This is a genomic window from Halomonas sp. BL6, from assembly GCF_006228115.1.
Taxonomy (GTDB): domain Bacteria; phylum Pseudomonadota; class Gammaproteobacteria; order Pseudomonadales; family Halomonadaceae; genus Vreelandella; species Vreelandella piezotolerans.
The window spans coordinates 41,039-62,738 of record NZ_VDGL01000010.1; the positions used below are offsets into that span (position 1 = coordinate 41,039).

Sequence of the window (21,700 nt, forward strand, 5' to 3'; positions counted from 1 at the left end):
CCCAGGGCCGACTAGCGCCTAAGCGCTAGCCCGTTGACTTCGCCGTTGGATCACTTCTTTTTCGGGGCAAGGATCATGATCATTTGGCGGCCTTCCATTTTCGGGAAAGACTCCACCGCTCCGATCTCTTCCAGGTCTGACGCAATCCGTTCCATCAGCTTACGACCGATGTCTTGGTGCGCCATTTCACGACCGCGGAAGCGCAATGTGACCTTACCCTTGTCACCACCTTCCAAGAAACGGGTCAGGTTTTTGAGCTTCACCTGATAATCGCCTTCGTCGGTGCCAGGACGGAATTTGACTTCCTTGACCTGGATTTGCTTTTGCTTCTTCTTTTGAGCCGCTTTTTGCTTTTTGGTCTCAAAAACGAATTTGCCATAATCCATGATCTTGCAAACGATCGGATCGGCATTCGAAATTTGCACGAGATCTAAACCGGCAGCTTCCGCACGTTCAAGAGCCTCAGTGGTGGGCACAACGCCCAACTGCTCGCCTTCGGCATCGATTAAACGTACTTCTTCTTCGGTAATTCGCTCGTTCATTGGTGGGCGTTTATCTTGTGGACGCCCGCGCTGGTTGCTTCGCTTGATTGCTCTGTCTCCTTAGGCAATTGACGATGTCGCCAGGGCTGCTCGCTCGGCATTGATACGTTCGATGAAGTCATCGACGGTCAAAGTTCCGAGGTTTTCGCCGCTGCGAGTTCGCACGGCCACTGAGTCAGCTTCGACTTCCTTATCTCCGACCACAAGGAGATAGGGAATTTTCTGTAACGTATGCTCACGGATTTTAAAGCCGATCTTCTCGTTCCTCAAGTCTGCTTTGACGCGAAGACCGCTTTTTTGCAAGCGTTTCTCCAATTTCAGCGCATATTCGCGCTGTGAATCGGTAATATTCATGATGACCACTTGCTCTGGTGCCAACCATAATGGCATAGCACCTGCATAATGTTCAATCAGGATGCCGATGAAGCGCTCCATGGAGCCGACGATCGCCCGGTGAAGCATGACCGGCGCCTTGCGCTCGCCCTCTTCGGTTACATATTGTGCGCCAAGGCGCTCGGGCATCATAAAGTCCACCTGCATGGTGCCGACCTGCCATTCGCGACCCAAGCAATCCTTCATGTGATACTCGATCTTCGGGCCATAGAACGCGCCTTCGCCGGGAAGTTCCTGCCAATCAACGCCGCAGGCTTTTAGCGCACCGCGAAGGGCGTCTTCAGCGCGATCCCACACTTCGTCACTACCAATACGCTTTTCCGGACGCAGCGCGATTTTGATTGCGATATCTTCAAAACCGAAGTCTTGATACACCTTTAGTGCTTGGCGATGAAAGCTCGTTACTTCCGGCTCGACCTGCTCTTCGGTACAGAAGACATGGCCGTCGTCTTGAGTAAAAGCACGTACGCGCATGATGCCGTGCAAGGCGCCTGAAGGCTCGTTACGATGGCAGCCACCAAACTCACCAAAGCGAACTGGTAGCTCACGGTAGCTACGCAGTCCTGAGTTGAATACCTGCACGTGCCCCGGGCAGTTCATCGGCTTGAGCGCGTATTCGCGCTTTTCCGACTCGGTAAAGAACATCCCATCGGCATAGTTGTCCCAGTGGCCTGACTTTTTCCACAGCGACACATCCATCACTTGCGGACAGCGAATCTCTTGATAGCCACCCTCTTTGTAAACGCCGCGCATGTACTGCTCGACCTGCTGCCAAAGCGCCCAGCCCTTGGGATGCCAGAACACCATCCCAGGCGCCTCTTCCTGCATGTGGAAAAGATCGAGCCGCCGCGCCAGCTTGCGGTGATCGCGTTTTTCGGCCTCTTCCAGGCGTTTAAGGTACGCCTTTAACTGTTTTTTATCCCCCCACGCAGTCCCATAGATACGCGTCAGCATGGGGTTGGAGGAGTCACCGCGCCAGTACGCACCGGCCAACTTGGTTAATTTGAAGGCCTTCAAATGACGCGTGTTGGGCACGTGCGGTCCACGACACATGTCCGTGTACTCTTCATGATGGTACAGCCGAATCGCCGCGCCTTCAGGGATGTCGCGAATGATCTCCTGCTTGTAAGTCTCATTACGTTTTTCGAACGTAGTCATCGCTTGATCGCGATCGACGTACTCACGAATAACGTCATATTCATGGTCGATCAGCGCCTGCATCCGCTTCTCGATAGCGTCCATATCATCAGGCGTTATCGATTTACCAAAATCGACGTCGTAGTAAAAGCCATCATCAATGACCGGACCAATGGCCATTTTGGCATCGGGATAAAGCTGCTTAACCGCGTGCCCAATCAAGTGAGCACAGGAGTGGCGGATAATCTCTAGACCTTCTTCATCCCGGGCAGTAATGATAGAAACATCGGCATCCTGCTCGATGATATCGGCAGCATCTACCAGCACACCATCTATTTTGCCCGCCACACAGGCCTTGGCCAAACCAGGGCCAATGGACTCTGCCAGTTGCATGATAGAGAGGGGCGCTTCGAACGTTCTTTGGCTGCCGTCAGGCAGTGTCACTATGGGCATTCAGGTATTCCTTGAGCGCAGTGGTGATCCATACCAGGGATCACATTTCGCTATCAATGGGTTAGGGTCTTCATGGGGCTTTTAGGGCCGCCAAGCCTATCAGACTTTGTGACGCCGTAAAATAAAACGGGAGGCATACGCCTCCCGTTCTGTGTCAAAGGGTGTCATCGACGCTCAGGTCGAGGCAGCCTTTTCACGATACTGTCATGTGGATTAGTTCCACTCGTCCAGTTCTACACGGCGGTTCTGGAAACGACCCTCTTCGGTATCGTTGGTTGCCACAGGACGCTCTTCACCGTAGCCCACAGCACGCATACGGTTAGCTTCTACGCCGCGCTGGTTCAGATAGGTTGCAACGGACTCAGCACGACGCTGAGACAGGTCCTTGTTGTACTGGTCAGAACCACGAGAGTCGGTGTGGCCTTCGATGCTCACACGAACGTCTGGGTTGTTGACCAGACGCTCAGCTACGCCGTTCAGGACGTTCTGTGCATTTGCAGTCAACTGAGCGGAATCAAACTCAAAGTTAACTTCGCGAAGTACCACGCTATCCGGGCAACCCAGCGCGTTGACTTCTACACCCGCCGGAGTATCCGGGCACTGGTCGCGATAGTCCGGCACGCCGTCGTTATCAGAATCCAGCGGGCAGCCGTTGGCATTGACTGCTACACCAGCCGGGGTGCCCGGGCACTGGTCGCGGTAATCAGGCACGCCGTCACCGTCGGAATCCAGCGGGCAGCCTTCGGCATCAACGGCAACACCCGCAGGCACTTCGCCGTAGCTCGGGCACTGAGGTGCTACCGGCTCAGGTGTACGATCTGCACACAGCAGACCACCGATAGCTGCGCCAGCCGCTGCACCGGTTGCGGCACCCGCGTCTTCATCTGAGCTGCTGCTGGTGGCATAGCCAATGCTACCGCCGATGATGCTGCCCGCCAAACCACAAACCGCGGGGTGCTGGTACCAGCTTTGGCCGCTGTTGGCGCCTGCTTGGCCAGAAGACTGAGAGGCTGAGCTAGCGCAACCTGACAGGCCGACGACTAAAGCAGAACCGATTAGCAAGCCAGTCGTTGATTTTTTCATGCAAGACTCCTTCTTGATCCAATGCTGACATGGTCTAGAGACCAAATCTATCCAATGCTTCTTATGGCGAGAGCATCCATTTTTCGCTGTTCTGATCCAGGACGGGGTTCCCCTGCCCGTGAAACTGAACGTGGTGCCTATCATTAACGTTTCAGCGTTAGAAGGCAACAATGCCGAGATATCAACTTCTTGCCAATACCGACCTTACCAGCATAGCAAAGCTCACATCGATGGCATTAAAAATTTTTAATGAAGAGCGGAAGGGCCTTTAGCGCGCCATTTAATTACCTCTGCGGCGGCTGCGAGCACCGCAGGGCGCATCTCATCTTCCACAGCTAGCCTTTCCTTGTCCTCTTGCATTCTTTCCCGTGGGGTCAACTGTTTGCGCGCAGAGTGCGTCTTGAGATGACGCGTACGGTTATAAACCTCGGCGAACGCCTGAAACTCAGGTCGTTCAGAAAGACTTGGATCGACGATTTCAAGCAGCACTTTACAGCGCCAGGAACCCTCGGTGATGTCGACTTGCTCTTGGACGAGAGCGCTCACCACGTAGTCCAGATTTTCTAGGCTGTTTTGCTGAGCACGCCGCTCTTCTTCCAGTCTAAACGCTTCACGGCGCTTCACTTCGCTTCGCAATTTATGGGCGTAGACGACCAACCCGGCGATGATTAGCAAAGCGACAACGAACAGTAAAAGTGCAACCGTTGAACTCATAAAGCCCCTGAAACGTATAAAATAGCTTAACGAGAATTGTACACCCAATTAGCATCAGTAGACCAACCCAATTCGTCGTTTGCACGCCGTCGTAAGGGCAGTGTCGCGGTTAGCTAAAACGTGAATGCAGCTTGTCCGCCTGGGACAAAGAAGACGCCACCACTTGAACACCGGTACGATATCGCCAACACCACCAAGCCCACCCAAGGCTCAAGGCAAGTCCTACGGCGCCAGCGGTGTGTAGTAAGGCCAGCCATAAAGGCAGCCACAACAAGACATTCGCAATCCCCAGCCCTACCTGGAGGCCATAAGCGATGAGCACACCCACCAAGGCATTACTCACCGGCTGTAGGCCCCGATAACGCCACCAAAGCAGTAACAATAGCCCTCCTAATAAAAGAGCGCCCAATCGATGAACCATATGGATCGCCGTGCGCGCATCGGCATGGAGCTGCCCGTGCAAGTAACTAGGCCCCACCGTTTGCGTTAGATGAAACCCTTCACTGAGGTCCATGGCTGGCCACCACTGCGTGTTGCAGGTCGGAAACCCTTGGCAAGCAATACCCGCATAGTTACTAGTGACCCAGCCTCCCAGCGCCAGCTGAAGCACCAGCGCGGCTCCCGCTACGTACCAGAGAAGATTGCCAGCCCTGGCTGCACCACCTTTGTTGCGCCACGCCCTGCGCAACCGAAGATGCAGCCAGAAAAACAGCATCAAAACACTCAATCCTCCGAGCAAATGCAGCGTGACAACCTGTGGCCACAACTTAAGAGTAACGGTAAACGCACCAAACGCGCCCTGAACGAGAATAACGATCAGTAACGCCAAGCTAAGTCGCCATGGATATTCTGGACGTTTGCGCAGTGACCACCCCATTGCCACGATGGTGAGCACAATCAAGCCCAATAAACTGGCTACATAGCGGTGAGCCATCTCTACCCAGGCTTTGAAGGGCTCTAAAGGAGCATCAGGATGTCGAAGCGCCGCATGATCACTATCGGGAACAATGAGTTTGCCATAACAACCAGGCCAGTCAGGGCAGCCTAATCCTGCGTCGACCAAACGGGTCCACGCACCTACCAATATCACACAGGTAGTCAGTAACGTACCTGCTAACGTCAACCTTACAAGCCAGTCAAGGCGCTGTGAGTAGCTATGCATCGAGCTTCCTTACGGCTAAAACTAGCCGAGCAAAGGCTATATTGGATTGACTTTAAACAGGTGACGTATGTCATCCAGGATGTCGGCCGTAGCCGTTTCGTCACTAAAAGAGAGCGCTGGCCTGCCCATCGGATCGAACAACCACATGCGGTTTTCACCCCCCCAAGAAGGAGAATGTTGCCATTTTGTCACCACCTCGCCTGGCAGTGCAGTGGTCTCCCCACCAATCCTCAACCGCTGCAGTCGCGGCGCCTCACGCCCTAAGGCACGGTGTAGGCGCCAAAGTGCGTCCTGCTTTTCTTCGCATTGGCTACTGCAGTCAAATACCAGGGTCCACCGTTCTGAAGAGGGGGCACTCACCGCCAGCGGCCACTGTCGCAATGGGGGAACATCTAGGATGACTTGTCCATGAGCCGTATGCGCCTGCGGAATACCGACTTGCCACGTTAACATCCCCCAGGCAGTGACGATCGGCGCAGCAAAGATCACGAACAAACATAGCAGCTTGATTCTGGGATAACGTACTGGACGGTGAGACTGCATATTAACGTCCTCTTTCATAATGCTCGCGACGATCAGCCGCTAGGCGATGTCCGCCAAACAGCATGATGACGAAAGCCGTCAATGCCAAGGCCCACCACTGAACAGCATAGCCAACATGACGGCTTGCTGGCATAACGCTTGCCTCCCACCATGGCGTTAACACACCGTCCCCTTGCTCTGCATGCAGCCAGCCATGATGGCTGAATTCGCCCAAAGCCCCTTCCCAAGGCGCGAGACTTAGCTGCTGAAGGCGTACGCCCTCCTGGTTAGCCCCATAAAGGGGGCCTTGTGCTTGCGCTTTCTGCCACTCGCCCGACACGTCGATGACGCCTTCGGGAGTCGACACATGAGGCGCGTCTCTACTAAACCCCGTCTCCAAAAAACCGCGTTGAACCAACCACAGTTGACCATTCATGTCTCTCAGCGGCGTCAGCACCGCCACGCCTAAGCGTCCAGAGGCCATACGATTATCCAGATAGAGCGTGTGTTGCGGCAGATACCTGCCTCGAAGATATACTTGCGCCCCGTCTGATGGTGTATCGACGGGCTCGATCATTGACGGAGCCGCGGCCCTGCTGGCCAGTAAATCGCGCTTGTCATCGGCCCGCTCCCACTGCCATAGTCCCAACAGAATGCCAAGCGTCACCACGACAGACCAAAACAAATACCAGGCATAGAATCTCACTGGATAACGAGAGGGCTTGATCATGTTTTTAAAACTACTCATTGCCGTCGTGTTTATTGGAATCGTCGCCAGTCTTGCCGCAGGAGCAGGCTTTTTGCTACGAGATGACAGCACCTCAAGGCGTCTACTCATATCGTTAAAATGGCGTATCGCTCTCACCTGCCTACTCATCGCGCTGCTACTTATTGGCTTTTTATCTGGCGAGCTTGGGTAACGCACTAAAACACATAGACAAAGATGAAGAGGCCAACCCACACCACATCGACGAAGTGCCAATACCAGCAGGATGCTTCGAAGCCAAAGTGGTGGTCATTAGCAAAATGCCCTTTGATGATCCTAATTAGCATGCTGGCCAAGATGAGCGTACCAATGATTACGTGAAGGCCATGAAACCCGGTCAAAATGAAGAAAGTAGCGCCAAAAATCCCCGCCTCCAGGGTAATCCCATAGTGATGGTAGGCCTCGTAATACTCGACCCCTTGAATGACGATGAAGCAGAGACCTAGCAATACTGTCCCTGCTAACCAATTACGACACGTTTGTCGCTCACCCAGCTTGAGCGCCTCATGCGCAACGGTCAGCGTGATACTAGACGTAACGAGTATCAGCGTATTGACTAGAGGAAGCTGCCAGGGACTAAGCACACTGGTAGGCCCTGACACGGAGGTATCAGGTGGGTTGAGAAGTGGCCATTGGGGTACGAAATCAGGCCAGAGCAAGGCCGAAACACCCTTGGCGCCTTCTCCTCCTAGCCAGGGCAACGTGAACGTTCTGATATAGAACAAAGCGCCAAAAAAGGCGGCGAAAAACATGACTTCTGAGAAGATGAACCAGCCCATGCCCCATCGAAATGACCGGTCCATTTGCGCATCGTAGAGACCGCCCATCGACTCATGGATCACATCCCGAAACCATAGCCCCATGACGCTGACGACCCCTACTAACCCAATGACAAGCAGAGGCGCTCCCGTGTCGTATACCAATTGGATGCCGATCCCTAACATCAAGGCACCCAGGGCCAATGAACCTAAAATGGGCCACCGACTGGTAGCAGGAACGTAGTAGCTGCCGCTGCTCATGTGTTATCCCCCGCCAAGTGATTATTATAGGCCGTTTGCAGCGGCGTCCGCTGTACCGGATAAAGGGTGTATACCAACGTGATCGTATTGATCTCTTCGGGTAAGTCTCTCGCTAACTGAAATACCAGAGGAATCGTGAGTCGCTCCTCTCCCTGCAACTGCTGCTCTTGAAAACAGAAACAGCTGACCTTGCGTAAATGCGTCGTGGCACTGGAGGGAGACACACTAGGCACCGCCCGCCCCCAGCTTTCTATGGCACTGTTGTTGGTGAAAGTAAAATCTACCTCTGCCGTTTGCCCGGGATGAACGCGCATTTGCCGCGCTGCGACACTCATTTGCCAGGGTAAGCCTGCACTGCCGCGGGTAATGAATTGAACCATGACGAAACGCGTCTGATCGACCTCCTCATGAACAATGGCCTGAGCAGTCGTATCGACCTTGCCATTCAATCCCGTCACTTTGCAGAACACGTCGTAAAGGGGCACTAACGCAAAGGCAAAAGCGAACATCCCAAGCAGGGCGGCAACGCTGCGAATGACCGTCTTATTCACACCATCTCTTTGAGCTCGATCTATGCCCATGTTAATCCCCTCGATCTAATGCAGCGCTCACCGCTTATTCGTGGGTTTGAGCACGGTGAAAGACAGGTGGCGTTTCAAATGTATGCAGCGGAGCAGGACTTGGCACGCTCCATTCTAGATCCACCGCGCCCTCCCAAGCTTTCGCGGGTGCTTTTTGCCCTCCTCGAACGCAAAGCACGATAACCAAGACGAACAGCAGCTGAGAGGCCCCAAAGAAAAACGCTCCGATGCTCGATAGCAAGTTGAAATCGGCAAACTGCAAGGCGTAATCGGGAATACGCCTGGGCATACCGGCCAAACCGGCAAAGTGCATGGGGAAAAACGTCAGGTTGACGCCAATGATGGAGCACCAGAAATGGCATTGCGCCAACCGCTCATTGGGATAGTGGCCCGTCCATTTTGGCAACCAGTAATAAACGCCTGCCATGATGGCAAAAATAGCGCCAGGCACGAGGACGTAATGAAAATGGGCAACCACAAAATAGGTGTCGTGGTACTGAAAATCCGCTGGCGCAATGGCCAGCATCAGTCCTGAAAAACCGCCAATGGTAAACAGGACGACGAATGCCAGCGCAAACAGCATAGGTGGTTCAAAACTGATCGAGCCACGAAACAACGTGGTCACCCAGTTAAACACCTTGACCCCAGTAGGCACGGCAATGAGCATCGTGGAGTACATGAAAAACAGCTCAGCGGTCAGCGGTAGACCTACGATGAACATATGATGCGCCCATACTAAAAAAGATAGCAGGGCGATGGCTGCGGTGGCGTACACCATCGAGGCATACCCAAACAGTGGTTTACGCGCAAACGTTGGAATGATGGCCGACACGATACCAAACGCTGGTAATATCATGATGTAGACTTCGGGGTGTCCGAAGAACCAGAACAAATGTTGAAATAGTACGGGGTCTCCTCCGCCCGCGGCATCGAAGAAACTGGTACCGAAATTGATGTCCATCAACATCATGGTAATGACCCCTGCCAACACCGGCATCACCGCAATTAGCAGAAAAGCGGTTATCAGCCATGTCCAAACGAACAGCGGCATGTCCATCATGCGCATGCCAGGGGCTCGCATATTGAGAATCGTCGCGATGATGTTGATCGCACCTAAAATCGAACTAATCCCCGCGATATGCAGCGCTAGAATAAAAAACGTCGTGGACGCAGGCGCATAAGTCGTCGATAAGGGAGCATAAAACGTCCAACCGAAATTAGGGCCACCGCCTGGCATCAATAACGTGGAAAGCAGCAGCGCAAAGGCAACGGGCAAGAGCCAAAAGCTGAAGTTATTGAGCCGTGGAAGCGCCATGTCGGGCGCGCCAATTTGTAGCGGTATCATCCAGTTGGCCAATCCGGTAAAAGCGGGCATCACGGCTGCAAACACCATGATCAAACCGTGCATGGTGGTCATTTGATTGAAAAACTCAGGCTCGACCAGCTGCAATCCCGGTTGAAACAGCTCGGCTCTCACCACCAGCGCAAAAATGCCACCCACGAAAAACATCGTCAGCGAGAAAATCAGATAAAGCGACCCAATCTCTTTATGATTGGTAGTCAGCAACCACCTTAATAGGCCTTTCGGCGGAGTATGATGCGCATGGCCTTCATGCGACTGGCCACCCGCGACGGCCGTTGAGCTGTGTTGCAGGGGGTTGTGTGGAGGAAGTTTCGGCGCCATGAGTCTCTCCGCGTACTTTATCGTTGTATTGGAAGATGGTGTTTAACGCTTCACTTATTGCGCAATACGTTCGGCCACTGTCGCAGGCTGAACAGCATCCCCCGTATCATTTCCCCAAGCATTCCGCGTGAACGTGACGACAGCGGCTATCTCTACTGGATTGAGCGTACTTCGAAAAGCGGGCATGGCCGCCCCCGACACACCGTTAATGACTCGGTCTAAATGCCAGTCCAGGTCGTCGATCAGCTGATCGTTGCCCGCCAGCGCCGGGAAGGCAGGAGGCGCCCCTTGACCTTCACTTTGATGGCAAGAGGAACATATCGATTGATAAACGGTTTCGCCACGTGCCATCAACTCATCGAGTGCCCATTCACGATCGATACCCATGGCTTCCTGCTCGGCTGCCGCTTTACGCTCTTCGAGCCACGTCTCGTACTCCGCTTCCTCCATGGCATGAACCACGATGGGCATGAAGCCATGATTCACCCCACATAGCTCGGCACACTGGCCGCGGTATATGCCAGGCTCGTTGATCTGCACCCAGTTTTCGTTGATAAAGCCTGGGATCGTATCCTGTTTGACGGCCAGCGCCGGCACCCACCAGGAGTGGATGACATCATCGGATGTCATCAAAAAGCGGACTTTACGATTGATAGGAAGCACGAGAGGCTCGTCTACATCAAGCAGGTAATGCTCGTCTCGCTCGGCCTCTCCACGGATTTGCTCGCGACTGGTACTAAGGTTGGAGGTGAATGCAATATCTTCACCTAAATATTCGTAGCGCCAGCGCCACTGCTGCCCCGTAATCATGATATCCAGGTCGGCTTCGGAAGCATCATACATGTTCTTCAGTGTCGCCGTTGCTGGCACTGCCATACCCACCAATATCAAAATCGGGATGGCCGTCCATAGCACTTCTACGGAGGTATGTTCATGAAAACTTGCCGCTTTGGCGCCCTTGGCATGGCGATAGCGAAACAAGGAGTAAAACATCACACCGAAAACGATCACGCCAATCACCACACACACCCAAAAAATGGTCATGTGAAGGCCAAAAATATCGCGGCTAATATCGGTGACACCGACCGGCATGTTCCAGCTGCTGGCCTGGGCCTGGGAGATACTTGCGACACTGGTCATGGTGAGAAGCCATCGCCACGGTAGGTGCATAGCAGCCTCCTTTTTATTGTTGTTCTCGCCATCCCGTTTATTAGGTCAGGATGAAGTGATGTCTTGTGAGTATAGAAAACAAATGGCATTCGTCACGCACTGCAAGCGTGATGTTTCTCAACGATTCACCCCGCGGCAAACATTGCTATGCTCGCTAGCACCAGAACGAACAACAACGTGACGACGATCGCCGTGAAAATGAACGCAGCAGGCTTGCCATTCGAAAAATCGTGCTGCCGTTGACGGTCATTCTGAACGCCGATCAGCGCTGCCAGCACCGACTTGATGACTGACCACATAGCTACTCCCTCATTGCTCAGGCATGTCACGTTACATTCGGCCGCTGTGTTAGAGCACCCGCCTACCGTTGATGATAGGCAATTTTGAGCATCTTGCTGCGGCTCGAAATTCAAGCAGCCACGCATGATCAGTCATAACAGCAGCACTTTGCTATGAATAAGCTTGCGGCAAAACGTGGGTCCATTCACACTTGTCGAACATTTGTCGCTACCGCAATGGACTGTCAATGGAGTCTTCTATGCCCAAGCATCGTGGCGTCGCACAGCGCGTCTGCATCGTCATGCTTTCCTCTCTTTTGCTCACTGGATGCACGACTTACACATGGCCAGACGGCTCTCAGGAAACCGTATTGGGCGTCGTCGCTGAAGATGAGAATCGCCGGTACGAAGAGCCTCGTGCTGACGGCGTTCGCTATCGTAAACCGGGAGAACTCCCTAACGCAGACAGTGACGATAACGACTGAATCTGCCTAGCCCCTCATTCGTGCCGTCGTTTGGTAGACGCCGTGGCTTGAGCCGTTAGCGGATCTTCTGGCCACGGGTGTTTGGGATAGCGACCCCGCATCTCTTTGCGTACCTCAGGGTAACCATTGATCCAAAAGCTCTTTAAATCTTGAGTCACTTGAAGCGGGCGCCGCGCAGGCGACAGCAAATGAAGTATTATCGATACACGCCCATCGACGACGGTAGGCGTTGATTGCCAACCAAAAGCCTCTTGTAGCTTCAATGCCAATACTGGCGCCTGCTCCACTTGGCACGGCGCGTAATCCACGTTGATGGCGCGACCGCTCGGCGCCGTGATCACGCTTGGCACCAAGCGCTCCAATTGCTGCTGTTGCTCCCACGCCAGTGTATTCATGAGGCAGCTATGAAATGGCAACCTTTCGACCTGCGCCATGCGCGTCAACCCCGCGACATAGGGCGCCAGCCACGTCTCCAACGTCCCCATTAGCACCGCCTCCGACCAATCGGGCCACTGCTCCGGCCATAGTCGTGAGAGCAACGCCATTCGCCCCTGCAATTGGCGAACGTCCTCCGTTATCACTAGCTGCGGGCGTTGCTTGAGCGCCTCTAGGAGCGCTTTTTCCATCGCCTCTGCCGACAGCTGGGGCAACGGACGAACGGCTAACACCAGCTCGCCGTGCCGCTGTACGGCCTCGCCGACCAGCTTACCCTGCTCCTCCGACCAGCCCACGCATTCTTCCCAACGTCCGGTATCAGGATAGAGCTGGACCAAAGTGGTTATCGTGATGGGTTCTGCGACGTAAATGCGGGCTTCACTGGTTGCACTCTCGATCGCTACCGCCACTAGCCAGTCGTGTTGGGCAAATGGATGACGCTCAGGCAGCGTTGCCGTTTTGCCATTCGCCAGTTTGAAGCGCCCAATGCCGATGCGCTGGGCGACACGGTCTGGGTATGCCAAACACAGCAGAGCGCTGAGCGCCCCTAGATCAACGACACGAGGCATGGAGACGTCCATCGACCTCGCTAGGCGCTGGGTCTGCTGATGCCATTGCGAAAAAGCAGAAGGCTTTTGCAATCGCTGGGTCAGCGCATCACGCAGCGACCCTTGCACCCGCTCTCGGCCCTCCATCAATGCTGCCAGTGCACAGGCCAGAGGTATCGCCTGCAAAGCTTTCGCCCCCACTAGCATGGCGGCTAAACGCGGCTCCAAGGCTAGCGCCGCACTCTGCCGACCGAGCTGCGTCAATCCCCCGCCTGGCGCTCGTAAGCGAAGCTGATCCAGAAGCGCCTGAGCCGATCTCAGCGCCCCCTCAGGAGGCGATGTGACCCACGACAAAGCTCTGGGTTCATGGACACCCCATAGGGCGGTTTCTAGCACGAGGTTGGATAAATCGGCCTGAAGTATCTCCGGTTCCGCATAGCCCACCAGGGGCTGTTCCGCAGCCCAAAGCCGATAGCAGACGCCCGGCTGCTGGCGACCGGCACGCCCACGACGCTGATCGGCACTCGCCTTGTTGACACGACGGGTGGTTAGTTTGGTCAGCCCCGTACTAGGATTGAACAGAGGCACCCGCTCGAATCCTGCATCGATCACGACGTTGACACCGTCGATCGTCACACTGGACTCGGCAATCGCGGTCGAGACGATCACCCGCCGACGCTCTGCACGTGGCCGCATGGCCGCCTGCTGTAACTCCAAAGGCAACCTTCCATGCAGCGGGTGCACCTCGACATCCAGAGGGCTCTCTTCCACGGCGTCAACGAGTTGAGCGATGTCGGCTACGCCGGGTAAGATTATCAGAACGTCTTGGCTCTCTGGACGTATCAGGGCCTCATGAAGCACTCGCAGCGCGGTGTCGCTCAGCGAAGCTTCCCCCAACGGCGGTCGATAGTGGGTCTCGACGGGGAAGGCTCGCCCCTCGCTTTCGATGACCGCTATATCACTCCCTAACACTCGCTTGAGCGCTGTCACATCCAAGGTGGCCGACATTACCAATAGACGCAGGTCGTCACGCACGCTCTCTTGCACATCGAGCGCCAGAGCGAGGCCTAAATCTGCCTCAAGGCTTCGCTCGTGAAACTCGTCAAAAATGATTCCCGCTACGCCCTCTAATAACGGGTCATCCTGCAGCATACGAATAAGCACGCCCTGCGTGACCACCTCCAGCCGGGTTTTACGGCCAGTTTGGCTGTCGCCCCGCATCCGATACCCAACGGTCTCACCCACTTGCTCATTGAGCTGGGCCGCCATGAAGGTGGCGGCGAGTTTGGCGGCAACCCGACGCGGCTCCAGCAGTAGCAGTTTCTGCCCCTGCGCCCACGCACACGACAGCAGCGTTAGCGGTACGCGCGTGGTTTTACCGGCTCCTGGCTGCGCTACGAGTATCAGACGGTTTTGGCTCGCCAGCACGGAACGAATTTGATTCAGATGCTGCTCAATAGGAAGCGATGTACTCATGGGTCATTGGGTCAGCGCGTCAGAGGGTGCAATACCGCACCCCTTGAGAATGACGTGCTCCAAGAATTGGCAAATGGACAACAGATCCGCCTCGCCAAGGGATTCCTCGCCAAGAATACCGGATACCTGAGCACTGTATTCCGTGTAGTGCTGGGTGGCTGACCAAATCAAAAAAATCAGCCAGCGTGGGTCCACATCATCCATCTTGCCCTGCCGCGACCACGCGCGCATGATGGCGGCACGGGAAGCGACCCACGCTTTGAGCTCACCGGAGAGGTACTCCTTCAAAAACGGTGCCCCCGCCAGAATTTCCGCTGCGAACAGTTTTGACCCCTCTGGATAGCGCTGCCCCAGCGCCATTTTGGTGCGTATGAAGTCGCGGAGTACTTGGGCAGGATCGCTGTCTTCATGGATATCTTCTAGCACCGCGTTCCATCGCGTCATCATTCGGTTCAATAGACGTACATAGAGTGCTTGCTTGCTCCCCATGTAATAGAGAACGTTAGCTTTGGGCAGCCCGGCAAGATCGGCAATCGCTTGAAGACTCGCCCCCCGATAACCATGCTGCGAAAACACCTGTTCAGCCGCGCTCAAGATGGTCTGTTCGATACGTTCTCTGCTGGCGTTTTCTGGATTCGCGGTATCGACCGACATTCAGTAGGCTCCTTATGATCGCTCGCTAGCGAACGGGTCAGCGGTACTGGGCAGCACGCCACATTACCGTGCACTTTCAGTAAAATGCACTTTAAAAGTGCGTGACACATCGTGTTTAACAAAGTCTTGCAAGGTGCGCCGTTTTGTCCCAAGCTCAACGATATTGACCAATCGGTCAGAACAATCATAACGGAGTTTGGCATGGCGACAATTGAGTTTTTGCTCAATGGCACCCCGACCCAGTGTCAGGTGCCCCCTGACACCAGCATTCTAACGTTGTTGCGCGATCATTTGGGCATGACGGGTACGAAAGAGGGTTGCGCTTCGGGAGACTGCGGCGCCTGCACCGTGGCGATGAAAGGCCCTACAGCCTCTGAGTTTGCCAGTCTCAATGCCTGTATTACACCTGCCCATCAATTACAGGGTCAGCACCTAGTGACGGTAGAAGGCTTATCGGTCAATGGACAGCTTCACCCGGCGCAACGCGCGATGGTCGAGTGCCATGGAAGTCAATGTGGCTTCTGTACGCCTGGTATTGTCATGTCACTCTTCACACTTCACGCCCAACAACAGCAGCGACCGGCGCCTTTAAGTCCGGAGCGACTGGAAGCCTCGTTGGGGGGCAACCTATGTCGCTGCACCGGTTATCGCCCTATTCGGGATGCTGCCCTCAGCATGTCGTCCTACGAGTGGCAGACGCCGCAGTGGTTCGACGCCACTCAGCCATGTCCGTCAGCACTGACGCCCACCTGCCTGGAAGAGACCGTCTCCCGCTTCTTTGCGCAGCCCACCACGCTTAAAGAGCTGACCGCTCTTCGCCGCCGTTATCCCTCGGCGCGCTTGGTCGCAGGCGCTACCGATCTATGGCTCGAAAACACTCAGCGACTTGCTACGCTGAATCAATTAATCGATGTCACACGCGTCGAATCGCTTCACCACATCGAGGAAGCCACACTGGCAGAGCAGCCCGGTTGGTGGATAGGCGCAGGCGTTACCTATTCCCAGTTAGAGCCGCTATTCGAAGCGCACTTCCCGGCGTTTGCTCATCTGCTACAGCGACTTGGTTCTCAACAGGTGCGCAATCGAGGCACGCTAGGCGGCAATATCGCCAATGCCTCGCCCATTGGCGATACACCACCGGTGCTGTTAGCGCTGAACGCCTCGATAGAGCTTGTCCATCAGGGCGGTCGCCGCCTACTCCCTCTGAGCGATTTCTTCTTGGACTATAAAAAAACGGCGCTCGCTGACGATGAAATCATTAGCCGAATATTCCTCCCTCGCTTGGCCGAAGGTTGCGACCTGAAAGTGTGGAAACTCTCTAAACGCCGTGAGGACGATATTTCGGCCGTGTTAGGCGCCTTTCACTATCGCCTGAGTGACGGTGTTTTGAGCGATGTGCGCGTCGCCTTTGGCGGCATGGCTGCCGTACCCAAGCGCGCCTTGCAAGCAGAAGCCGCTTTGACGAACACCCCCGTATCGCAAGAGTCCTTCCAAGCTGCTCAGCAAGCACTCGCCGATGACTTTCAGCCGATGAGCGACGTACGCGGCGGTCGACACTATCGACAGCAAGCCGCTGCTAACCTCATGGAGCGGCTTTATCTCTCGCTCTCGGCACCGACACAGGAGGTGATGCTCGATGCGTACGCTCACTAAGCTCGATGGCGATAGTCGCCGTGCTCGTCGCGAATTACGCGATCACATCCAGGGCTCTGGTCCACTGGCCCGCCATACGGTCGACAGTCACGGGCAGCGGCAAGCCGGTGCCTCCAGCTTTCACGAGAGTGCCGAAAAACATGTGACCGGCAAAGCGACCTACATTGACGATCTCAAGACGCCCCAGGATGCGCTCCATATAGCGCTGGGACTATCGCCCATCGCTCACGGCAAGCTCGTATCGTTGGAGCTGGACGCTGTACGTCAGGCGCCTGGCGTGGTCGATGTGATTACCTTTCACGATGTTCCTGGCCATACCGACATTGGCCCCGTGTTTCCCGGCGACCCGATTTTCGTTGATCACGACATCAGCTATGCCGGACAGTGTCTTTTTGCCGTAGCGGCGACGTCTCATCAGGCCGCTCGTCAAGCAGTCACATTGGCCTCGATGCAGTTCGATGAGCAGCCAGCCAGTCTCGATCCAGTCGCCTCCTCCGAACGGCAAGAGGTCGTTCGCCCTACCCACGTACAAGAATGTGGGGACTGGGAAGCAACACTAGAAGGTGCCGAGCAGGTGGTCGACGGCGACCTGTTCATCGGAGGACAGGAGCACTTTTATCTCGAGGGCCAGGCCTGTGTGGTGATCCCCACCGAGGACGAAGGCGTCATGGTGCATACCTCGAACCAGCACCCCAGCGAAACGCAAAAGCTGGTTGCCGAGGTGCTAGGTATCCCTTTCCATGCAGTGACGGTGGAGGTACGCCGCATGGGCGGCGGGTTTGGGGGCAAAGAGACGCAAGCATCGCCCTGGGCATGCATCGCTGCGATCATTGCGCGCCGTACGGGCAGAGCTACGCGGCTGCGTCTACCACGAAGTGTCGATATGCGAATCACGGGCAAGCGCCATCCTTTTCATAATCGATACCGATTGGCGATCGACGCTCGCGGCGTGATTCAAGGTGGCGATATCACCGTCATCGGCGACTGCGGCTACTCACCTGACCTCTCGGACGCTATCGTGGATCGTGCCATGTTCCACGCGGACAACGCTTACTCACTGGGTGATGCCCGCGTTACCGGCCACCGTGCCAAAACCCACACGGCGTCCAATACCGCCTTCCGTGGCTTTGGTGGTCCACAGGGCATGATGATCATTGAAGCGGCGATGGATGACATTGCCCGTCACGTCGGCGAAGACCCGCTCACCATTCGTAAGCGCAATTTCTATCGCGAGGGTCGAGACACAACGCATTACGGTCAGCAGGTGGATCAAAAGCAACTGCTGCATACGCTCGTCGATACGCTGGAAGCCAGTAGCGATTACTGGTCGCGACGCCAACAGGTACGTGACTTCAACGCGACAAGCCCCGTCATCAAAAAAGGGCTAGCGCTGACGCCGGTTAAATTCGGGATTTCATTCACCGCTCAGCACCTCAATCAGGCGGGTGCTCTGCTCCATGTTTATACCGACGGCAGCATCATGATCAACCATGGCGGTACGGAAATGGGCCAGGGGCTGCACACGAAAATTTGCCAGGTGGTTGCCCGTGAACTAGGACTGGATCTAGACAGCGTCCGCATCAGCGCAACGCGCACTGACAAAGTCCCCAACACGTCGCCCACCGCCGCCTCTAGCGGTGCCGATCTCAACGGCATGGCGGCCAGAGATGCCGCCGGTAAACTTCGTGAGCGGCTGTTCGATTTTGCCGCTGGACATTTCGAGGAGGGGCTAGATCGCGAGGGCATGCGACTGGAAAATGGCATGCTGGTCGCAGGCAGCGGAGAGAGCGAACGGCGCATCCCGTGGGGAGAGCTCATCCAAACGGCATATTTGAACCGCGTCTCGCTGTCGGAAAAAGGCTTCTATGCAACCCCTTTGATTCACTACAACCGAGCGACGGGGCAAGGTCGTCCCTTCTACTACTATGCCTTTGGAGCAGCGGTCGCCGAAGTGAGTGTCGACACTCTAAGCGGTGAATATCTCGTCGACCGAGTGGACATCCTCCACGATGTCGGCAACTCACTCAACCCAGCCATCGATATCGGCCAAATCGAAGGAGGCTTCATTCAGGGAATGGGCTGGTTGACCAGCGAAGAGCTCAAATGGAGCGATAAAGGTGTGCTGATGAGCGACGGACCGGCGACCTATAAAATCCCTACTTACGGTGACCTACCCCGCGTCTTCAATGTCGAGCTCATGGAGGGGCACCCTAACTCCATGGCAAGCCTATACCGCTCCAAAGCCGTGGGCGAACCCCCTTTCATGCTGGGTATTTGCGTGTGGTCGGCGCTAAGAGACGCACTGTCGAGCCTGACGGACTATCGTACATCCCCTCACTTAGACACCCCCGCCACGCCGGAAAGAGTCATGCTTGCAGCCCATGCGATTAGGAAAAAAGCGTTATGACCACGCCCCCTGACACTTGGCATGCTGCGCTTCATCGTTTACAGCAAAGCGGTACGCCGCATGTCCTCGCGACCCAAGTGACGTGTGCAGGTTCGACCCCCCGCGAGCCGGGAGCTCGCATGGTGATTACCGATGATGCTCTTTTCGACACGCTGGGGGGTGGCACCTTCGAGTGGCAAACCATTAGCGCTGCCAGAGGTTTACTGCGACAAGGAGACGCTGGGTTTCATCTCGAGGCTTTTTCCCTAGGCGGTCGTAGCGGTCAGTGCTGCGGTGGCTTCGTCAACGTGCTACTCGAGGTATTCCCAGGCGCTTCCCCACGCCTCGCGCTATTTGGCGCTGGTCATGTCGGCCATGAAATCGTCAAACTGAGCGCCCCTCTTCCTTGGCATATCGATTGGTACGATAGCCGCAGCGACAGTTTCCGCAACTGCGCAGACGAACAGCCGCGATTGAGCTGTCATCTATTGCAAAACGTGACTTCTTGCATCATGGCCCTCCCTGCCGCATGCCACGCTCTTGTGATGACTCACAGCCACGATGAAGATTACGCCCTGATTGCAGCACTACTCAAACGCCCGGACATAACCACCATTGGGCTAATCGGTTCAGACAGTAAATGGGTAAGCTTCCAACGACGCTTATCGCGTGATGGCTTTCAACCCAACGAGATTCAGCGCGTACGCTGCCCTATTGGCGCGATCCACGGCAACAAACTTAGCAACAAAACGCCCTATGCGATTGCCATGACCGTCGTCACCGAGCTTTTATCACTAACTGACAAACCCATTGATCGACAAACACGCGGGCTTGAGCCCGCTGTTCTGCGCTTTCTATTTAACGATACGGCGACATCCTCGAGCTAATATGACTTCTACCGATACGTTGATTCGTGCAGAGCTGGTGAGCTTTGCTCGTGACCCAGGGGACGATGACCTGCCGACACCTGGCAGCCTCGAGCATTACAACGATGGTGTCCTGTGGCTTCGAGAGGGCCATATCCAGGCGGTTGGCCACTACGCCGATCTCGTCGATCAACTTCCGCTGCACAGCCAGATCCTCGACTATCGCGGCAAATTGATCCTGCCCGGTTTTATCGACACCCACGTACACTATGTTCAGCTCGATATCATGGCGTCGTATGGCCGCCAGCTTTTGGACTGGCTGAATGACTATACCTTTCCTGAGGAGTGCCGCTTTGCCAACCATGCCCATGCACAAGCGCTGTCCAATGCCTTTCTAGACGAGATGCTAAGAGCCGGCACGACGACGGCTCAAGTATTCGGCTCTAGCCACCCAGGATCGGTCGATGCCTTCTTTAGTGCTTGCCAGAAGCGCCAGTTACGCATGCTCGTTGGAAAAGTCTTGATGGATCGCAATGCGCCCGACGCATTAATGGACGGTGCAACGGGCATTGCCGATACGGAGCGTTTGATCGAGGATTGGCACGGCCAACAGCGGCTAGGTTACAGTGTAACGCCTCGCTTTGCGCCCACGTCGACGAAGGCTCAAATGGATGCGGCGGGTGCCCTGCTACGCAACGACCCATCGCTATGGCTGCAAACGCACCTTGCCGAAAATAGCGGCGAACTCGACTGGGTGGCCGAACTTTTCCCGGGCAGTCGAGATTATCTAGCGGTGTACGAGGACGCTGGCCTCGTAGGCCCTCGCAGCACCTTTGCTCACGGTATTCATCTCGACAACGGCATGCGTCAACGTCTAGCCGAACGAGGCGCCAACATTGCGTTCTGCCCAAGTTCTAATCTATTTCTGGGTAGTGGACTTTTCGATCGAGACGCTGCAAAAGAAACAGGTATGTCCTTTACCTACGCCAGCGATATTGGTGCCGGTACCGATCTTTCGGGTTTCGGAACGTTGAAAAGCGCTTACCAGGTGGGCCAACTGCGCGGCCAACCGCTGACGGCATGGCAAGGTTTTTACGGCTTGACCCACGGTAACGCCAAAGCGCTGTCACTGGATCATCACATTGGGCAACTTGCCCCCTCCTACGAAGCCGATTTCGTCGTCATCGACCCACATGCCACGTCGCTTCTTGAGCGCCGCATTCAGCACTGCACCACGCTGGGCGAGCGCCTCTTCGCCCTCATGATGCTGGCCGATGATCGCGCCATCTATGAAACCTGGGCAGGCGGCGTTTGCCAGCATCGCCGGGATTGATTGCGAAATCGACGCTCGCTAGACAAGCCGCTTCTCATCAGCGGCTTTTGTCACTTCCACGGCAGCGCAGACCGGTTATGGCCCAAACGGCAAAAAGCCCCGCACACGGTGTGTACGGGGCTTATCGAGCGCGCAACAAAAAACCCAGCCGTTTGGCTGGGTTCTTTGCGATATAAGTGCCTGACGATGACCCGGGCGGCGCTCCGCTACTCTTCAGGGGGAGACCCCTAAAAAGCAAAACCCCGACCAGATGGCCGGGGTTTCTAAATAAGTGCCTGACGATGACCTACTCTCGCATGGGGAGACCCCACACTACCATCGGCGCTAAGCGGTTTCACTTCTGAGTTCGGCATGGGATCA

Annotated in this window: 19 protein-coding genes and 1 rRNA gene; 6 read left to right on the forward strand and 14 right to left on the reverse strand. The window is 55.4% G+C overall.

Annotation, left to right across the window (positions count from 1 at the left end; genetic code table 11):
* Positions 1-50 precede the first annotated feature (50 nt).
* The 6 genes from infC to FHJ80_RS17060 form a co-directional block, all read right to left on the reverse strand.
* A complete protein-coding gene (gene infC / locus FHJ80_RS17030) occupies positions 51-590 on the reverse strand; it encodes a translation initiation factor IF-3 (RefSeq protein ID WP_139528530.1) in 540 nt (179 codons plus the stop codon).
* 12 nt (positions 591-602) lie between these two features.
* On the reverse strand, positions 603-2,525 hold the full coding sequence (gene thrS / locus FHJ80_RS17035; protein ID WP_139528531.1) for a threonine--tRNA ligase: 1,923 nt from the start codon (positions 2,523-2,525) through the stop codon (positions 603-605).
* A 213-nt stretch (positions 2,526-2,738) separates the two neighbouring features.
* Positions 2,739-3,608: an OmpA family protein gene (locus FHJ80_RS17040; protein WP_139528532.1), complete on the reverse strand. Its 870-nt coding sequence runs from the start codon at positions 3,606-3,608 to the stop codon at positions 2,739-2,741.
* A gap of 246 nt (positions 3,609-3,854) precedes the next feature.
* On the reverse strand, positions 3,855-4,322 hold the full coding sequence (locus tag FHJ80_RS17045) for a DUF2489 domain-containing protein (protein ID WP_139528533.1): 468 nt from the start codon (positions 4,320-4,322) through the stop codon (positions 3,855-3,857).
* A 109-nt stretch (positions 4,323-4,431) separates the two neighbouring features.
* On the reverse strand, positions 4,432-5,484 hold the full coding sequence (locus FHJ80_RS17050; protein ID WP_139528534.1) for a heme A synthase: 1,053 nt from the start codon (positions 5,482-5,484) through the stop codon (positions 4,432-4,434).
* Between the two features lie 544 nt (positions 5,485-6,028).
* Positions 6,029-6,736 carry an SURF1 family protein gene (locus tag FHJ80_RS17060; protein ID WP_139528535.1) on the reverse strand — a complete coding sequence of 236 codons (708 nt, stop codon included), beginning with the start codon at positions 6,734-6,736 and terminating at the stop codon, positions 6,029-6,031.
* Between FHJ80_RS17060 and FHJ80_RS17065 the strand changes: the two genes are divergently transcribed.
* On the forward strand, positions 6,735-6,926 hold the full coding sequence (locus FHJ80_RS17065; RefSeq protein WP_139528549.1) for a DUF2909 family protein: 192 nt from the start codon (positions 6,735-6,737) through the stop codon (positions 6,924-6,926). The two genes, FHJ80_RS17060 and FHJ80_RS17065, sit on opposite strands and share 2 nt — an antisense overlap.
* Before the next feature lie 4 nt (positions 6,927-6,930).
* Here FHJ80_RS17065 and FHJ80_RS17070 read toward each other — a convergent pair whose 3' ends face one another.
* From FHJ80_RS17070 to FHJ80_RS17090, 5 genes are all read right to left on the reverse strand, one after another.
* Positions 6,931-7,791, reverse strand: a complete 861-nt coding sequence (locus FHJ80_RS17070; RefSeq protein ID WP_139528536.1) for a cytochrome c oxidase subunit 3 — start codon at positions 7,789-7,791, stop codon at positions 6,931-6,933.
* The gene (locus tag FHJ80_RS17075) at positions 7,788-8,372 is read right to left on the reverse strand and encodes a cytochrome c oxidase assembly protein (protein WP_139528537.1); all 585 of its coding nucleotides are present in this window, start codon (positions 8,370-8,372) and stop codon (positions 7,788-7,790) included. The genes FHJ80_RS17070 and FHJ80_RS17075 overlap by 4 nt, the downstream gene beginning before the upstream one ends.
* Before the next feature lie 34 nt (positions 8,373-8,406).
* The gene (gene ctaD / locus FHJ80_RS17080) at positions 8,407-10,056 is read right to left on the reverse strand and encodes a cytochrome c oxidase subunit I (RefSeq protein ID WP_218013995.1); all 1,650 of its coding nucleotides are present in this window, start codon (positions 10,054-10,056) and stop codon (positions 8,407-8,409) included.
* A 54-nt stretch (positions 10,057-10,110) separates the two neighbouring features.
* Positions 10,111-11,226, reverse strand: coding sequence for a cytochrome c oxidase subunit II (gene coxB, locus FHJ80_RS17085; RefSeq protein ID WP_139528538.1), 1,116 nt, complete (start codon positions 11,224-11,226; stop codon positions 10,111-10,113).
* A gap of 125 nt (positions 11,227-11,351) precedes the next feature.
* Positions 11,352-11,525 (reverse strand): DUF2970 domain-containing protein, encoded by a 174-nt coding sequence (locus FHJ80_RS17090; protein WP_139528539.1) that lies wholly within the window; start codon positions 11,523-11,525, stop codon positions 11,352-11,354.
* A gap of 239 nt (positions 11,526-11,764) precedes the next feature.
* Between FHJ80_RS17090 and FHJ80_RS17095 the strand changes: the two genes are divergently transcribed.
* Entirely contained in the window at positions 11,765-11,989 is a 225-nt protein-coding gene (locus tag FHJ80_RS17095) for a hypothetical protein (RefSeq protein WP_139528540.1), read from the forward strand.
* 14 nt (positions 11,990-12,003) lie between these two features.
* Here the strand turns inward: FHJ80_RS17095 and hrpB are convergent, their stop codons facing one another.
* Complete coding sequence (gene hrpB / locus FHJ80_RS17100) at positions 12,004-14,448, reverse strand: ATP-dependent helicase HrpB (RefSeq protein WP_139528541.1); 2,445 nt, start codon at positions 14,446-14,448, stop codon at positions 12,004-12,006.
* A 3-nt stretch (positions 14,449-14,451) separates the two neighbouring features.
* Entirely contained in the window at positions 14,452-15,102 is a 651-nt protein-coding gene (locus FHJ80_RS17105; RefSeq protein ID WP_139528542.1) for a TetR family transcriptional regulator C-terminal domain-containing protein, read from the reverse strand.
* A 201-nt stretch (positions 15,103-15,303) separates the two neighbouring features.
* Here FHJ80_RS17105 and xdhA point away from each other — a divergent pair, with 201 nt between their 5' ends.
* Genes xdhA through guaD form a run of 4 tightly spaced genes read left to right on the forward strand, consistent with a single transcriptional unit; the run spans position 15,304 to position 21,340 of the window.
* Entirely contained in the window at positions 15,304-16,755 is a 1,452-nt protein-coding gene (gene xdhA / locus FHJ80_RS17110) for a xanthine dehydrogenase small subunit (protein ID WP_139528543.1), read from the forward strand.
* Positions 16,739-19,162 carry a xanthine dehydrogenase molybdopterin binding subunit gene (gene xdhB / locus FHJ80_RS17115; protein ID WP_139528544.1) on the forward strand — a complete coding sequence of 808 codons (2,424 nt, stop codon included), beginning with the start codon at positions 16,739-16,741 and terminating at the stop codon, positions 19,160-19,162. Before xdhA ends, xdhB begins: the two co-directional genes overlap by 17 nt.
* Entirely contained in the window at positions 19,159-20,028 is an 870-nt protein-coding gene (gene xdhC, locus FHJ80_RS17120) for a xanthine dehydrogenase accessory protein XdhC (protein WP_139528545.1), read from the forward strand. Before xdhB ends, xdhC begins: the two co-directional genes overlap by 4 nt.
* Position 20,029: 1 nt before the next feature.
* Positions 20,030-21,340, forward strand: coding sequence for a guanine deaminase (gene guaD / locus FHJ80_RS17125; RefSeq protein WP_139528546.1), 1,311 nt, complete (start codon positions 20,030-20,032; stop codon positions 21,338-21,340).
* A gap of 273 nt (positions 21,341-21,613) precedes the next feature.
* On the opposite strand, the gene rrf is transcribed toward guaD, so the two are convergent.
* Positions 21,614-21,700 (reverse strand): 5S ribosomal RNA (gene rrf / locus FHJ80_RS17130); the annotation flags it as partial.

Bases quoted from the DNA above. Each gene is read 5' to 3' on its own strand.
- FHJ80_RS17040 (WP_139528532.1), bottom strand. From the start codon at position 3,608: ATGAAAAAATCAACGACTGGCTTGCTAATCGGTTCTGCTTTAGTCGTC.
- guaD (WP_139528546.1), top strand. From the start codon at position 20,030: ATGACTTCTACCGATACGTTGATTCGTGCAGAGCTGGTGAGCTTTGCT.
- FHJ80_RS17045 (WP_139528533.1), bottom strand. From the start codon at position 4,322: ATGAGTTCAACGGTTGCACTTTTACTGTTCGTTGTCGCTTTGCTAATC.
- FHJ80_RS17095 (WP_139528540.1), top strand. From the start codon at position 11,765: ATGCCCAAGCATCGTGGCGTCGCACAGCGCGTCTGCATCGTCATGCTT.
- FHJ80_RS17065 (WP_139528549.1), top strand. From the start codon at position 6,735: ATGTTTTTAAAACTACTCATTGCCGTCGTGTTTATTGGAATCGTCGCC.
- FHJ80_RS17050 (WP_139528534.1), bottom strand. From the start codon at position 5,484: ATGCATAGCTACTCACAGCGCCTTGACTGGCTTGTAAGGTTGACGTTA.
- FHJ80_RS17090 (WP_139528539.1), bottom strand. From the start codon at position 11,525: ATGTGGTCAGTCATCAAGTCGGTGCTGGCAGCGCTGATCGGCGTTCAG.
- FHJ80_RS17060 (WP_139528535.1), bottom strand. From the start codon at position 6,736: ATGATCAAGCCCTCTCGTTATCCAGTGAGATTCTATGCCTGGTATTTG.
- ctaD (WP_218013995.1), bottom strand. From the start codon at position 10,056: ATGGCGCCGAAACTTCCTCCACACAACCCCCTGCAACACAGCTCAACG.
- coxB (WP_139528538.1), bottom strand. From the start codon at position 11,226: ATGCACCTACCGTGGCGATGGCTTCTCACCATGACCAGTGTCGCAAGT.
- FHJ80_RS17070 (WP_139528536.1), bottom strand. From the start codon at position 7,791: ATGAGCAGCGGCAGCTACTACGTTCCTGCTACCAGTCGGTGGCCCATT.
- xdhB (WP_139528544.1), top strand. From the start codon at position 16,739: ATGCGTACGCTCACTAAGCTCGATGGCGATAGTCGCCGTGCTCGTCGC.
- xdhA (WP_139528543.1), top strand. From the start codon at position 15,304: ATGGCGACAATTGAGTTTTTGCTCAATGGCACCCCGACCCAGTGTCAG.
- FHJ80_RS17105 (WP_139528542.1), bottom strand. From the start codon at position 15,102: ATGTCGGTCGATACCGCGAATCCAGAAAACGCCAGCAGAGAACGTATC.
- hrpB (WP_139528541.1), bottom strand. From the start codon at position 14,448: ATGAGTACATCGCTTCCTATTGAGCAGCATCTGAATCAAATTCGTTCC.
- xdhC (WP_139528545.1), top strand. From the start codon at position 19,159: ATGACCACGCCCCCTGACACTTGGCATGCTGCGCTTCATCGTTTACAG.
- thrS (WP_139528531.1), bottom strand. From the start codon at position 2,525: ATGCCCATAGTGACACTGCCTGACGGCAGCCAAAGAACGTTCGAAGCG.
- FHJ80_RS17075 (WP_139528537.1), bottom strand. From the start codon at position 8,372: ATGGGCATAGATCGAGCTCAAAGAGATGGTGTGAATAAGACGGTCATT.